The 13,251-nt window shown below is 66.2% G+C and carries 14 protein-coding genes; 10 read left to right on the top strand and 4 right to left on the bottom strand.

Translation table 11 applies throughout. From position 1 onward, the window contains the following. Nucleotides 1–67: 67 nt before the first annotated feature. The 6 genes from dctP (at nt 68) to OCH239_RS00755 (ending at nt 7,034) form a co-directional block, all read left to right on the top strand. Nucleotides 68–1,048, top strand: coding sequence for a TRAP transporter substrate-binding protein DctP (gene dctP, locus OCH239_RS00780; RefSeq protein ID WP_037257194.1), 981 nt, complete (start codon nt 68–70; stop codon nt 1,046–1,048). Nucleotides 1,049–1,108: 60 nt separating this feature from the next. Further along, the gene (locus tag OCH239_RS00775) at nt 1,109–1,687 is read left to right on the top strand and encodes a TRAP transporter small permease subunit (protein WP_037257191.1); all 579 of its coding nucleotides are present in this window, start codon (nt 1,109–1,111) and stop codon (nt 1,685–1,687) included. Then, nucleotides 1,687–3,003 (top strand): TRAP transporter large permease, encoded by a 1,317-nt coding sequence (locus OCH239_RS00770; protein WP_037257188.1) that lies wholly within the window; start codon nt 1,687–1,689, stop codon nt 3,001–3,003. Before OCH239_RS00775 ends, OCH239_RS00770 begins: the two co-directional genes overlap by 1 nt. Beyond that, entirely contained in the window at nt 3,000–4,247 is a 1,248-nt protein-coding gene (locus tag OCH239_RS00765; RefSeq protein ID WP_037257186.1) for a malonyl-CoA decarboxylase, read from the top strand. The genes OCH239_RS00770 and OCH239_RS00765 overlap by 4 nt, the downstream gene beginning before the upstream one ends. 9 nt (nt 4,248–4,256) lie before the next feature. After that, complete coding sequence (locus OCH239_RS00760; RefSeq protein ID WP_037257183.1) at nt 4,257–5,774, top strand: malonate--CoA ligase; 1,518 nt, start codon at nt 4,257–4,259, stop codon at nt 5,772–5,774. A 63-nt stretch (nt 5,775–5,837) separates the two neighbouring features. Beyond that, on the top strand, nt 5,838–7,034 hold the full coding sequence (locus tag OCH239_RS00755) for a winged helix-turn-helix domain-containing protein (protein WP_037257182.1): 1,197 nt from the start codon (nt 5,838–5,840) through the stop codon (nt 7,032–7,034). A 202-nt stretch (nt 7,035–7,236) separates the two neighbouring features. Here the strand turns inward: OCH239_RS00755 and OCH239_RS00750 are convergent, their stop codons facing one another. Genes OCH239_RS00750 through pcaC form a run of 4 tightly spaced genes read right to left on the bottom strand, consistent with a single transcriptional unit; the run spans nt 7,237 to nt 9,787 of the window. Next, nucleotides 7,237–8,085 (bottom strand): 3-oxoadipate:acetyl-CoA acetyltransferase, encoded by an 849-nt coding sequence (locus OCH239_RS00750; protein ID WP_037257180.1) that lies wholly within the window; start codon nt 8,083–8,085, stop codon nt 7,237–7,239. Further along, entirely contained in the window at nt 8,078–8,689 is a 612-nt protein-coding gene (gene pcaG, locus OCH239_RS00745) for a protocatechuate 3,4-dioxygenase subunit alpha (protein ID WP_037257178.1), read from the bottom strand. Before pcaG ends, OCH239_RS00750 begins: the two co-directional genes overlap by 8 nt. A 2-nt stretch (nt 8,690–8,691) precedes the next feature. Further along, nucleotides 8,692–9,417: a protocatechuate 3,4-dioxygenase subunit beta gene (gene pcaH, locus OCH239_RS00740; RefSeq protein WP_037257176.1), complete on the bottom strand. Its 726-nt coding sequence runs from the start codon at nt 9,415–9,417 to the stop codon at nt 8,692–8,694. Next, nucleotides 9,410–9,787: a 4-carboxymuconolactone decarboxylase gene (gene pcaC, locus OCH239_RS00735; RefSeq protein WP_037257174.1), complete on the bottom strand. Its 378-nt coding sequence runs from the start codon at nt 9,785–9,787 to the stop codon at nt 9,410–9,412. Before pcaC ends, pcaH begins: the two co-directional genes overlap by 8 nt. Before the next feature lie 83 nt (nt 9,788–9,870). On the opposite strand from pcaC, the gene pcaQ reads away from it, so the two are divergent. The 4 genes from pcaQ (at nt 9,871) to OCH239_RS00715 (ending at nt 13,240) form a co-directional block, all read left to right on the top strand. Further along, nucleotides 9,871–10,767, top strand: coding sequence for a pca operon transcription factor PcaQ (pcaQ, locus tag OCH239_RS00730; protein ID WP_037257171.1), 897 nt, complete (start codon nt 9,871–9,873; stop codon nt 10,765–10,767). Between the two features lie 127 nt (nt 10,768–10,894). After that, complete coding sequence (locus OCH239_RS00725; RefSeq protein ID WP_037257167.1) at nt 10,895–11,356, top strand: GNAT family N-acetyltransferase; 462 nt, start codon at nt 10,895–10,897, stop codon at nt 11,354–11,356. A 258-nt stretch (nt 11,357–11,614) separates the two neighbouring features. Then, a complete protein-coding gene (locus OCH239_RS00720) occupies nt 11,615–12,361 on the top strand; it encodes a M48 family metallopeptidase (protein ID WP_051489100.1) in 747 nt (248 codons plus the stop codon). A 372-nt stretch (nt 12,362–12,733) separates the two neighbouring features. Further along, nucleotides 12,734–13,240, top strand: coding sequence for a putative pterin-binding protein (locus OCH239_RS00715; RefSeq protein ID WP_037257164.1), 507 nt, complete (start codon nt 12,734–12,736; stop codon nt 13,238–13,240). Nucleotides 13,241–13,251 lie beyond the last annotated feature (11 nt).

Genomic DNA, 13,251 nt, shown 5'->3' with positions numbered 1-13,251 from the left:
GAGCGACAAGCTTTGCAAGTCTCACGTCATGCTCGCCCGGGGAGGGGCGACCAATGGGAGGAAACAGATGACATTCAAAGCTACCGCCGCCGCCGCGGCGCTCGCCCTTCTTGCAAGCGGCGCTCATGCCGCGGAATTGCGCGTCTCGCACCAATGGTCGGAGGGCGACGTACGCCACAAGGTGGCCCAGATGGTCGCCGACGAGGTCGCCGCGGCAGATGTCGACCTCGACATCCGGATCTTTCCGAGCGAGTCGCTCTTCAAGGCCCGCGAGCAGTACAAGCCGCTGAGCCGTGGTCAGGTCGACATGATCGTCTTTCCGCTCTCGTACGCTGGCGGGCTGCGCAACGCCTACAACCTCACGCTTATGCCTGGCCTCGTGAAGAACCACGACCACGCGGCACGGCTCAACGAGTCCGAGTTCATGGCCGAGATCGAGGCGATCCTGAACGAGGACAATATCATGACCCTCGTCCCCGGATACCTGGCGGGCGGATTTGCCGGAACCGAGGAATGCATCACCAAGCCCGAGGACGTCGCGGGCAAGCAGATGCGCGCCGCCGGCAAGGCGTTCGAGCAGATGCTCGCCGGGGCCGGCGCCTCGATCGCGTCGATGTCCTCGGCCGAGCTCTACAACGCGATGCAGACCGGCGTTCTCGACGCCGCGAACACCTCGTCCTCGTCCTTCGTCTCCTACAGGATCTACGAGCAGGTCGCCTGCTTCACGCCCGCCGGCGACTACGCGCTGTGGTTCATGTACCAGCCGCTCTTGATGAACAAATCGACCTTCGACGGTCTGAACGAGGAGCAGCAGACCGCGCTCATGGAGGCTGCCGAGAAAGCCACCGCCTTCTATCTCGAGGAGGCCAAGAAGGAAGACGGCGAGGCGCGCGACACCTTCGCCGAGAACGGCGTCGAGATCGCCGAGATGACGGAAGAGGAGTTCGACGCCTGGCGCCAGATCGCCCAGGAGACCGCCTACCAGGCGTTCCTCGACGGCTCCGAGGACGGGCAGAAGCTGCTCGACATGGCCCTTTCGGTCGAATGATCGCCTCGCGCCGGGGGCCCGACGCTCCCGGCGCATCCTTCCGACCTTACTGGAGGCGCCATGTCCGGCCCGTCCCCCGCCACATCCTCCGCCCCGCACGGCGGCAATATCGTTCTGCGCGCAATCGGATTGCTCAGCCAGATCGCGGGTGTTGTGTCCGCGCTGCTGATCGTCGCCTCGGTCGCCGTGACCTGCCAGATGATCTTCATCCGCTTCGTCCTGAACGGCTCGACGATCTGGCAGACCGAGGGCGTCACCTACATGATGATCGCTGCGACGATGCTGGGGCTGCCTTACGTCCAGTTCCTGCGCGGCCACGTGAACGTGGATCTTCTGCCACTGATGCTGCCGCCCGGCGCGCGCCGCGTTCTGGCCTTCGTCGTGATGGCCTGCACGCTCGGCATCGCAGGGCTCATGCTCTGGCACGGCTACCATTTCTGGCACGAGGCCTGGGATTGGGGCGAGACCTCCAACAGCCCGTGGAACCCCAAGCTCTGGGTGCCCTATCTCGCGCTGCCGCTCGGCTTCGGGCTCTACGCGCTGCAGATCGCCGCGGACTTCTACGCCATGAGCCGCGAGATCGAGGAGCCGTTCGGCCTCGCCCCCGATGCCCGCCTCACCCCTGAAGGAGCCGAATGATGGACCCGCTCACGCTTGGCTCCCTCGTCGCGCTTGCGACGATCGGGGTCCTCTTCTCCGGCATCTCCGTCGCCGCGGGCCTGCTCGTCGTGTCGGCAGGGTTCATCCTGATCTTCGACGGCGCCTCGTCCCTGTCCCTGATGCCGGAAGTCTTCTTCGGCAAGCTCGACAACTTCGCCCTGCTCTCGATCCCGATGTTCATCATCATGGGCGCCGCGATCTCCTCGACCCGGGCCGGCGCCGACCTCTACGAGGCACTCGAGCGCTGGCTCACGCGTATCCCCGGAGGTCTCGTCGTCTCGAACCTCGGAGCCTGCGCGCTCTTCTCGGCGATGAGCGGATCGAGTCCCGCGACCTGCGCCGCGATCGGCAAGATGGGCATCCCCGAGATGCGCAAGCGCGGCTATCCCGACGCGGTGGCCGCGGGCTCCATCGCCGCCGGCGGCACCCTCGGCATCCTGATCCCGCCGTCGGTCACGATGATCGTCTACGGCATCGCCACGGAAACCTCGATCGGGCGGCTCTTCCTCGCCGGCGTCGTGCCCGGCATCCTGCTCGTCGCGCTCTTCATGCTCTGGTCGCTCTACTCGACCTGGAAGTCGGGCAACGCGCAGGTTCTTCAGGCCGGGAACTACAGCTGGCGCGAGCGGATCGAAATCCTGCCCCGCGTCCTTCCCTTCCTCGCGATCATCGTGGGCGTGCTCTACGCCATGTACGGCGGCATCGCGACACCTTCGGAGACGGCGGCGGTGGGGGCACTTCTCTGCCTCCTCATCGCGATGGTGATCTACTCGATGTGGTCGCCCCGGGCTATCTGGACCGTGCTGCGCGACAGCACCAAGGAATCGGTGATGATCCTCTTCATCATCGGTGCGGCGGGGGTCTTCAGCTACATGCTGTCGTCGCTCTTCATCACCCAGTCCATCGCCGCCTGGATCGGCGATCTCGAGGTGAACCGCTGGGTGCTGATGGCGATGATCAACCTCTTCCTGCTGGTCACGGGTTTCTTCCTGCCCCCCGTCGCGGTCATCCTGATGGCAGCGCCCATCCTTCTGCCCATCATCACCACCGCCGGCTTCGATCCGATCTGGTTTGCCGTCGTGCTGACGATCAACATGGAGATCGGCTTGATCTCGCCGCCGGTGGGCCTCAACCTCTATGTCATCAACGGCATCGCACCCGACATCAAGCTCAAGACGATCCTCATGGGATCGCTGCCCTACGTCGCCTGCATGGTGGTCGCCATCGTGCTGCTCTGCCTCTTTCCCGGCCTCGCCCTCTGGCTGCCGGACCTCGTGATGGGAGACGCGCCGTGAGCCCGCTGGCCGACCTTCTGAGCACCGTCTTCGAGCGCCGTTTCAACCCCTTTGGGGGCAACCGGAGCGACACGCGCGCCCTGCCCGAGCTCGCCGCGGACCTGATCGGCGCGCGCGGCGAGAGGTCGGGTCAGGTGCTCGCCCGCACGATCCTCGACCGTTATGCGGCAAGCGATGATGCCGGGCGGCTCGACTTCTTCCGGCACCTCGCCCACGAAATGACGCTCGATCCCGCCGAGGTCCGTGCCGCGCTCGACGCCTACGAGGCCGGCCAGACCAAGGCGAGCTACCGCCGGGTGATGGCGGCGGCGGAGCCGCCGCGGCAGGAGCTCATCCGCCGGCTCAACCAGGTGCCCGGCGCGACCGGAGCCCTCGTCCAGATGCGCGCCGACCTTTTGCGGCTCGGGTTGGACGAGGACGCCCTGATGGCGCTCGACGTGGACTTCCGGCACCTCTTCGCGAGCTGGTTCAACCGCGGCTTCCTCGTGCTGAGGCCGGTCAACTGGGAGAGCCCCGCGCGCATCCTCGAAAAGATCATCGCCTACGAGGCCGTGCACGAGATCCACAGTTGGGAGGATCTGCGCCGCAGGGTCGAACCTCCCGACCGGCGTTGTTTCGCCTTTTTCCATCCGGCGATGCCGGACGAGCCGCTCATCTTCGTCGAGGTCGCCCTCACACGCGGCATTCCCGGCTCGGTGCAGGACCTGCTTGTCGAGGGGCGCGACGCGCTCGCGGAGGATCGCGCCGACACGGCCGTCTTCTATTCCATCTCGAACTGCCAGTCGGGGCTCGCCAGCATCTCGTTCGGCAATTCGCTGATCAAGCAGGTGGCCGCAGATCTCGCTCTCGAGCTGCCCGGTCTCAAGACCTTCGTCACGCTGTCTCCGATTCCCGGCCTGATGGCCTGGCTGACCGAGGAAGGCATTCCGCACGATCCGCAGGACGACGCTCGGATGCGCGGTCTCGCCGCCCGCTACCTCGTCCGGATCAAGGGCAAGGGCAATCTGCCGCGCGATCCGGTCGCGCGCTTCCATCTCGGGAACGGAGCGTCGGTGCACGCGATCCATGCCCGCGCCGACACCTCCGCGAAGGGACAGGCGCAATCGGCCGGTCTGATGGTGAACTACCTCTACGATCTCGGCCGGGTCTCTCAGAACCACGAACGCTTCGCCGCCACGCAGGAGGTCGCGACCTCGGCGGAGGTCCGCTCTCTTGCGGCGGCCGCAGACAAGGCACTGGCCTAGGAATTTCTCATGTCCAACACGCTCTACGACGCCCTCTTCGCCCCCCATGCCGGCCGCAGCGATCCGTTCCTGCATCTGCCGGACGGCAGCGTTCTGCCCTATGCCGACTTCCTCGCCACCGCCGCGAGATACGCGCACGTGTTGACGGAGGCGAAGCTTTCGCCGGGCGACCGCCTTGCCGCTCAGGTCGAGAAGTCGCCGGAAGCCCTCGCCCTCTACGCGGCCTGCGTGCAGGCTGGCGTGATCTTCCTGCCTCTGAACACCGGCTACACTGCGGACGAGATGAGCTATTTCGTCGACAACAGCGGCGCGGCCATGCTGGTCTGCGATCCGGCGCGGGCCGAGGCGCTGTCCTCCCTGGCGAAGGACGGCGGTGCCACGCTCCACACGCTGGCGGCGGACGGAACGGGCAGCCTGCCCGAGGCGGCGCGCGACAAGCCCGACACCTTCGCCACGGCGGACCGCGGCCCGAGCGATCTTGCCGCCTTCCTCTACACCTCAGGCACGACCGGGCGCTCGAAGGGCGCGATGCTGAGCCATGCGAACCTTCTGTCGAACGCCGAGGCGCTGAAGGACCTCTGGCGCTTCACCGGCGACGACGTGCTCCTGCACGCGCTCCCGATCTTCCACACGCACGGGCTCTTCGTGGCAACGAACGTCATCCTCGCCGCCGGGGGGGCGCAGATCTTCCTGCCCAAGTTCGACCTCGACGCTGTGATGGACGCGCTGCCGAAGGCCACCTCCATGATGGGCGTTCCGACTTTTTATACACGCCTCCTCGGCGACCAGCGCTTCAGGCGTGAGGCGACGTCGCACATGCGCCTCTTCACGTCCGGCTCCGCGCCTCTCCTCGCAGATACGCACGAGGCCTTCGAAGCCCGCACCGGCCACCGGATCCTCGAGCGATACGGCATGACCGAGACCAACATGAACGCCTCGAACCCCTATGACGGGGAGCGCCGCGCAGGCACGGTGGGCTTCCCCCTGCCGGGTGTCGAGATCCGCATCACCGCCCAGGACAGCACCGACGAGGTGCCGCCGGGCGAGGTCGGCCGGATCGAGGTGCGCGGACCCAACGTCTTCCAGGGCTACTGGCAGATGCCGGAAAAGACCGCGGACGAGCTGCGCGAGGATGGCTTCTTCATCACGGGAGACCTCGGCTCCTTCGACGCGGACGGCTACCTGCAGATCGTCGGACGTGACAAGGACCTGATCATCTCCGGCGGCTACAACATCTACCCCAAGGAGATCGAGCTGGTGCTGGACGACCAGCCCGGCGTGCTGGAATCCGCGGTGATCGGCGTGCCGCACGAGGATTTCGGAGAGACGCCCCTCGCCGTCCTTGTGCCCGAGCCGGGCGCGACGCCCGACACAGATGCGATCGCCGAGGAGGTCAGCACCGCACTCGCCCGCTACAAGCATCCGCGCGGCTATGTTCTCATCGACGAGCTGCCCCGCAACACTATGGGCAAGGTCCAGAAGAACGAGCTGCGCCAGCGCTACCGCGACAACTTCATGCCGGCCTGAGGATGGGGAAGGCGGAGCGCGGAGCGATTGCGCTTCGGCTGCCCCCGTGTACCTTGCGGCGCCATGTCCAGACCGCTCCTCAGCAACCGCGATGCCCGCCGTCTCTTCCTTGACCGGCATCACCTTCTGCGCCCAGCCCCCGGTCCCGGTTTGGGCGTGGATCTCGAGGAGCTCCTGCACGGTCTCGGCTTCGTGCAGGTCGACAGCGTCAATACGCTTGCGCGCGCGCACGATCTGATCCTCTGGGCGCGGCGGAGCCGGTACCGCCCCCGCGCCCTCCGGTCGCTCGTGGCCAAGAGGCGGTCCGCCTTCGAGCACTGGACGCATGACGCGTCCGTCATCCCGATGTCCTTCTACCCGATGTGGCGACTCAAGTTCGAACGCGACGAGGCGCGCATGCGCCAGCGCTGGCCGGCTTGGCAGCGGCCTGGCTGGCACGACGAGCTCGACATCGTCCTGAAGCAAGTGGCCGACAACGGACCGACCTCTTCGCTTGATGTCGGCGGCGGCGAGGCGAAGAACTCCTCGGGCTGGTGGGACTGGCACCCGTCGAAGACGGCGCTCGAGTTCCTGTGGAGGTCCGGTCGGCTTGCGATCTGCCACCGGCAGGGGCTTCGGAAGCATTACGACCTGGCCGAGCGGGTGATCCCACCCGAGATTATCCGCGAACACCGGACGGATACCGAGATCGTCGACTGGGCGATGTCCGCCGCGATGGAGCGACTGGGCTTCGCAACCAGCGGCGAGCTTGCCGCCTTCTTCGAGATCGCGACGCGGGACGAGGCCAAGGACTGGTGCACCGAGGCGCTGGCCGCGGGACGCATCATCGAAGCCGAGATCGCGCAGGCAGGAGGCGCCGCCCGGCGCTGCTTCACGACCGAGGCGATGCTCGAGCGCATCCCTAGCCTCTCCGAACCCTCATCCCGCATCCGACTGCTGTCGCCATTCGATCCGGTGCTGCGGGACCGAGCGCGCGCCGAGCGTCTTTTCGGCTTCCACTACCGGATCGAGATCTTCGTGCCCGAGGAGAAGCGCCGGTACGCCTACTACGTCTTTCCGGTCATGCAGGGCGATCGCGTGATCGGCAGGATCGACGCGCGGCGGGACGGCGACCTCCTTTTCGTGCGAGCTTTCTGGCCCGAAGCCGGAACGAGGTTCGGCCGGGGCCGTGTCGCCGCCCTCGACGCCGAACTGCAGAGAGTGTCCCGGCTCGCCGGGCTGTCGGACGTCGCCTTTCAGGACGGCTGGCTCAGGGAGTGAGGATCGGCGCGTCGCCAGTGGCCTTCTTGAAGCCCAGGCGCGCGCGTCTCATCGCCGTCGGGGACGAACCGGTCGTCAGAGATAAGGTCCGTGCCGCCGCGGCCTTGAGCCCTAGCGAGAACCCTGCCGCGGGTTCGTGGCGCAGTGACCCACGCTCCCTCTTGGCTGCCACGACCGAGCTGTCACACTCGTTCGCCGCGGCCTACGCGGAACGCAGGCCGAGAAGGTCGCGCGCTTCGGCAACCGTTGCGACCGGGCGCTCGTAGCGGGCACAGATCTCGGCGGCGCGCGCGATGAGGGCCGCGTTCGACGGCGCGAGCGTGTCCTTGTCGAGACGCACGTTGTCCTCGAGACCCGCGCGGGTATGCCCACCCGCGGCGATGGCCCATTCGTTCACGACCACCTGGTTCGCGCCGATCCCCGCAGCGCACCAGAGGGCATCGGGCGCCCGCTCCTGCATGATCTTCACGTAGAAGTCGAAAACCTCCCGGTCAGCGGGCATCGCGTTTTTCACCCCCATGACGAACTGCACGTAAAGCCTGCCGTAGAGTTTCCCCGCCTGATGCAGCCGGATCGCCTGCAGGATATGGCTGAGATCGAAGGCCTCCACCTCGGGCGTGACTTCGTAGCTGCGCATCTCGGAGGCGAGCCAGTCGACGAGATCGGGCGGGTTCTCGTAGACCCGCGTCGGGAAGTTGTTCGACCCGACGGACAGCGACGCCATGTCGGGGCGCAGCGGCAGCATCCCCCCGCGCGCCTGTCCCGCACCCGAGCGTCCGCCCGTCGAGAACTGCACGATCATGCCGGGGCAGTGTTTTTCCAGCCCCTCCTTCAGCGCCGCGAACCTGTCGGGATCGGAGGACGGCGTCTGGTCGTCGTTACGCACGTGGCAATGGGCAATGGCGGCGCCGGCCTCGAACGCCTCGTGTGTCGATTCCACCTGCTCGGAGACGGTAATCGGCACCGCCGGGTTGTTCTCTTTCGTCGGCACCGAGCCGGTGATCGCAACGCAGAGGATACAGGGTTTGCCGGCTACGGAAGTATCAGACATCGAAGAATACCGTCTCGTTTTCGCCTTGCAACCGGATGTCGAAGCGGTAGGCGCCCTGCCCCTGAGGCTCCGCCAGGAGCGTCGGCACCCGGTTCTGATGTTCGATACGTCCGAGGATCGGATCCTCGGCATTCGCCGCCTCTTCGTCGGCGAAGTACATACGCGTGTGCAAACCGATGTTGATACCGCGAGCGACGATCCAGAAGGTAACGTGCGGGGCCTGCAGGCGTCCGTCCGGCATGGGCACGCGCCCAGGCTTCACCGTTTCGAAGGTCCACTCGCCGGTATTCTGATCGCCCGGGTTGCGCCCGAAGCCCGCAAAGTTCGGGTCGGCCTGCCCGCGCGGTTCGTTGCCGGGATAGATCCCGTCCGCGTCCGCCTGCCAGATCTCGACCATCGCGTCGCGCAAAGGCGTGCCGGTGCCGTCCCAGACGCATCCGGTGATGGTGATGTGCTCTCCCCTGGCCTCGGGCTTGCGCATCACACCGCCGAGATCTTCAGGATAGACACCTGAAATCCCGCAGAAATTCGGGACGCACCCGATATGAACGTAGGGTCCTGCCGTCTGGCTTGGGCTTTCCTTGAGATAGTCGAGCCTCTGCATGATCAGTTCCCCTCCGGGCGATTCTCGAACATGGTCGAGCGGCGGCCGCGCAGCACGATGTCGAACTTGTAGGCGCGCGAATCCATCGGGATCGTGCGGTTCATGTCGAGCGGCGCGATGAGCTGCTCCACCGCCTCGCGCGAGGGGATCGTGTTCACGATCGGGCAGCGCCAGATCAGCGGATCGCCCTCGAAATACATCTGGGTGATGAGCCGCTGCGCGAAGCCCGAGCCGAAAACCGAGAAGTGGATGTGGGCCGGTCGCCAGTCGTTGCCGTTGTTCGGCCACGGATAGGGACCGGGCAAGACCGTGCGGAACGAATAAGAACCGTCCTCGCCGCTGATGCAGCGCCCGCAGCCTCCGAAATTCGGATCGAGCGGCGCGACGTAGCCTTCCTTCTTGTGCCGGTAGCGCCCGCCCGCATTCGCCTGCCAGACCTCGACGAGCACGTTCGGCACGCCCCTGCCGGCCTCGTCGAGCACCCGGCCGTAGACAATGATGCGTGGACCGATCGCGCTCTCGCCCGGCGCGGCGTAGTTGTGCAGCAGATCGTCGTCGAGCTCGCCGAGCATGTCGTGGCCAAAGACCGGACCGGTTTGCTCAGAGAGCGTCGGCGGAAACGAAATGAGAGCGCGGCTCGGCGAACGAGTGACGGACGTCTTGTAGCCGGGTGCGAAGGCCGGAGGATGCCAGCCCCGGTCGCGGGTAAAGAAGGTGCCGTCACTCATTCTCCATCTCCTCGTAGGTCGCCTTGGCAATCTTCAGCGCGTGGTTGGCGCGCGGCACGCCGGCATAGATCGCCACATGCTGGAACGCTTCCATCACGTCGCGCTTGGTGGCGCCCGTGCGCGCGGTCGCACGCACATGCATCGCGATCTCCTCGAAGTTTCCCGTCGCCGCTAGCAGCGCGAGCGTCAGCATGGAGCGCTCCCGGCGGGTTATCCCGTCCGAGGCCCAGACCGTGCCCCACGCACCTTCGGTGATCAGCGACTGGAAAGGCACATCGAAGTCGCTCTTGCCCGCCTCGGCCCTGTCCACATGCGCGTCGCCCAAGACCTCGCGTCGCACCTTCATGCCCTGGCTGTACCGGTCCGTCATCGCTGCTCCTCCTCACGGTCAGGATACAGAACCGATCCCGCAATGAAATTGAGAAATATCGCGACATCCATTACCTGCGGGTTATGAGCCTCGATCCCCGCCTCCGTCTGCGTCACCTCTCTGTGTTCCTCTCCATCGCACGCACCGGTTCGGTGGCGCAGGCCGCCACAGGCTTGGGGGTGACGCAACCCGCGGTCTCCAAGTCGCTGCGGGAGCTTGAGGACATCCTCGGCGCGCCGCTCTTCGACCGCACCGGACGGCGTGTCGTCCTGAACCCCGCGGGAGCCGCGTTCCAGCGTCTCGCCGGCAGTTCCGTCGCCGCGCTCGAACAGGCGCAGGACGCGGTGCAGCAGGCAGGTCGGACAACGCGGCTTTCTGTCGGTGCGCTCCCGACCGCGGCGACGCGTCTTCTGCCCGATGCGGCCCTACGGTTCCGCGAGTTGCGCCCCGATTGTACGCTGCGCGTTTCGACCGGACCGAACTGGCTGCTGCTCTCGCAATTGCGTGAGGGCGCGCTCGATCTTGTCGTCGGACGCATGGCCGACCCGCAGCGGATGGACGGCCTGACCTTCCGCCAGCTCTACACTGAGGCGATCAGGGCGGTGGTCCGTTCCGATCACCCCCTGGTGGCTGTCCGAGACGCGACGGATCTGGGGCCCTTCCCGCTGCTCCTGCCGCCCTCGGGCGCAGTGATCCACCAGACGGTGAAATCCTGGCTTGTGAGCATCGGAGCCGGCGATCACTCCGGCGCGTTCGAATCCGTGTCTGCGGCGTTCGGACTGCGCGCGTGCCTGCGGTCGGACACGATCTGGTTCATCTCGGAAGGCGTCGTCGCCGACGCGCTCGAGGATGGCCGCTTGCGGGCCCTGCACCTCGACGCCCCGATGATCGCGGGACCCGTTGGCATCAGCCTGCGCGACGGGACAATGCCGTCACCGGATCTGGACGCGCTGCTCGACGCGCTGACCGGATCCGCGTGAGTGCTAATTTCCCCTGCGTTACTTGCGCATACCGCATGTCAGGGCTGTCCAATCGGGTGAGGCGTTCGGCCCGCCAGATGCCCATATCGGGAGTGCAATCAAGAAACGGCACTGCCCGGACGACATCATGGACGCGACCATCACCACTCATCCCGCCGGCACCAGCCGCACCCTGGCGACCCTGCGGGGCATCCTCGCGCGGCATTACCGGACGCTCGGAGACGTGTCGCGTCGGCTTCGCTTCCTCCAGAGCGCCGACGACGCCCAGACCGACAAGATCGCCGGAAACGCTTCGCCTGACGAGGTCCTCACTCTGGAGATCGACGAGGATGTGCACGGCGTGCTCGAGATCTTTGAGTCAGGCGGCGGCCATGCGGAGATCGGGCTGTCGATCGCCGACGACTACCAGGGCCTCGGTTACGGCCGACTGCTTTTCGAACGGGGGCTTGCCGCGGTCCGCCAACGTGGCCTGACCACGGCTGACCTGTTCTTCTCGTCCGAGAACACCGGCGTGCGTCGCCTCGTGGTGGAGCAGAACGGCACGATCGAACGTCACGGCGGCGACTGCGAAGCGCGCATCTTGCTCTGAGCACGAACGCGGCGCTGAAGCTACGATCTTCCGGTCCAACGTCCGGTGCGGCGACCCGCACAGCGGTCCCGGAACGCCTCGCCGTCCAAGTGACCGGACCACGCCGCCGGACGGGACCATCTACTATCCTCAAGGGGATACCGCAGGCGAGGCCGAGCCGATAACGTGTGACGACCTGGTCCGTGAGCTGCAACCCTCATTCCCGGGGAACCTCTGCAGGGCTTACGCGCTAGTCCGGGCAAAGCCGCGGAGATGTCCATGACCTGCAATTGCCACCTTACCCGCCGAGGACTTCTCACCGGCGTCGCCGCGCTTCCCGTCGCAACGCTGCCTGCCTGCGACCGGGCGTCCGTCCTGGTGTCCGAGGAAGAAGCCGCGCAAATGGGAGCGGAGGCGTGGGAGAGGATCCGCTCAGACGTGCCCGAAAGCGATGACCGGGCCTTCCGGGACACCGTGCGGAGCCTGTCCAGCCGGCTGATCGAAGCTGCGGGCGATACGCCGTCGAATTGGGAGGTGGTGGCCTTCGCCTCGGATCAGGTGAACGCCTTCGCGCTCCCGGGCGGTCGCATCGGTGTCTATCGCGGGCTCTACGATCTGGCCGAGAGCCCGGACCAGTTGGCCGCGGTGATCGGCCACGAGATAGGCCACCTGCAGGCGGACCACGTTCGCGAGCGGATGGGGAACGCCCGCGCCCAGAACGCCCTGCAGAGAGTGGTGGCCTTCTTTCTGAGGCAATCGGACATCGAGTTCGATCAAGAGATCATGGCGGCGCTCGGGCTGGGTCTGCGCTACGGCCTCGCCCTGCCCTACGGCCGCCAGCAGGAACTCGAGGCCGATAGTCTTGGGCTCTCCCTCATGAGCGACGCGGGATTTCAGCCCGAAGCCGCCATACGTCTCTGGCAGCGCATGCAGGAAGCCCACCCGAACCGCCCCCCCGAGTTCCTCACCACGCATCCCGCACCGCAGGCGCGCATTCGTCAGCTTCGCGAGATCGTCGAGGCCTGACGTTCTCCGTCATCCGTCTGGCCGGTAGCAATGCGGAGATGCGGCCCGTCGTTTCGATCTGATGCGTCGAAGACCGGCAAAATCGGCTCGCTTGCGCGGCCGCCGTCGAGCCAGCCGAACATCTGGGCCTGTGGCGTGGACGGCCCTTCAAGCTGTCGACTTGCTTTCTTGAGAACACCAGCGACAACTCGTATTCGGGTGAGACGAAGCCGAAATGTCGGCGAGCCCGCCCCCCTGACGGCGCCCTCCCATTCCGGGTAGGCTTCGTATCCAAAAGGATAGGGCCCTTTCTCCTTTTCCCTCGCAGCGTGTGTGACCGGAATGTGAGATAAGCAATACGCCCGAGTTCCCATTGGTTCGAGTCTCCCTGAAATGACCGGTATCCATTCATTGTCGCTGTTTGCCCTCCTGGTCGCCACGGCACCGCTTGCCGCGCAGGACCTCGCGATGCCGGAGGGCGACGTGCTTCTGACCGTCACCGGCGCCATCACCGTCGCAAATGACGGCGACGCTGCCGCCTTTGATCGCGCCATGCTCGAGGACCTCGACCCCGTCACGGTCAAGACGACGACGATCTGGACCGACGGCGTTCAGACCTTCACCGGGGTTCCGCTCGACCGCCTCATGGATGTCGTCGGCGCCACTGGCGCGGCGATCGACGCGACCGCCATCAACGACTACTCCGTCGAGATCCCCGCCTCGGACTGGGAGGATGGCGGTCCGATCGTCGCTTTCCTCAACAACGGGGAGACGATGTCGGTACGCGACAAGGGCCCGCTCTGGATCGTGTGGCCATTCGACGACAACCCAGAATTTCAGACCGAAACGATATACTCGCGCAGTATCTGGCAACTGGACCGTATCGTGGTGACAGAGTAGGCAACTCGCGT

The sequence above is a fragment of the Roseivivax halodurans JCM 10272 genome (assembly GCF_000521785.1).
Lineage (GTDB): Bacteria > Pseudomonadota > Alphaproteobacteria > Rhodobacterales > Rhodobacteraceae > Roseivivax > Roseivivax halodurans.
Note: the sequence above shows the minus strand (reverse complement) of the source record. Positions and strands in the feature narration are given on the sequence as shown.

Coding starts and splice junctions, on each gene's coding strand:
- dctP (WP_037257194.1), top strand. CDS start 68: ATGACATTCAAAGCTACCGCCGCCGCCGCGGCGCTCGCCCTTCTTGCA.
- OCH239_RS00775 (WP_037257191.1), top strand. CDS start 1,109: ATGTCCGGCCCGTCCCCCGCCACATCCTCCGCCCCGCACGGCGGCAAT.
- OCH239_RS00770 (WP_037257188.1), top strand. CDS start 1,687: ATGGACCCGCTCACGCTTGGCTCCCTCGTCGCGCTTGCGACGATCGGG.
- OCH239_RS00760 (WP_037257183.1), top strand. CDS start 4,257: ATGTCCAACACGCTCTACGACGCCCTCTTCGCCCCCCATGCCGGCCGC.
- OCH239_RS00755 (WP_037257182.1), top strand. CDS start 5,838: ATGTCCAGACCGCTCCTCAGCAACCGCGATGCCCGCCGTCTCTTCCTT.
- OCH239_RS00750 (WP_037257180.1), bottom strand. CDS start 8,085: ATGTCTGATACTTCCGTAGCCGGCAAACCCTGTATCCTCTGCGTTGCG.
- pcaG (WP_037257178.1), bottom strand. CDS start 8,689: ATGCAGAGGCTCGACTATCTCAAGGAAAGCCCAAGCCAGACGGCAGGA.
- pcaH (WP_037257176.1), bottom strand. CDS start 9,417: ATGAGTGACGGCACCTTCTTTACCCGCGACCGGGGCTGGCATCCTCCG.
- pcaC (WP_037257174.1), bottom strand. CDS start 9,787: ATGACGGACCGGTACAGCCAGGGCATGAAGGTGCGACGCGAGGTCTTG.
- pcaQ (WP_037257171.1), top strand. CDS start 9,871: ATGAGCCTCGATCCCCGCCTCCGTCTGCGTCACCTCTCTGTGTTCCTC.
- OCH239_RS00725 (WP_037257167.1), top strand. CDS start 10,895: ATGGACGCGACCATCACCACTCATCCCGCCGGCACCAGCCGCACCCTG.
- OCH239_RS00720 (WP_051489100.1), top strand. CDS start 11,615: ATGACCTGCAATTGCCACCTTACCCGCCGAGGACTTCTCACCGGCGTC.
- OCH239_RS00715 (WP_037257164.1), top strand. CDS start 12,734: ATGACCGGTATCCATTCATTGTCGCTGTTTGCCCTCCTGGTCGCCACG.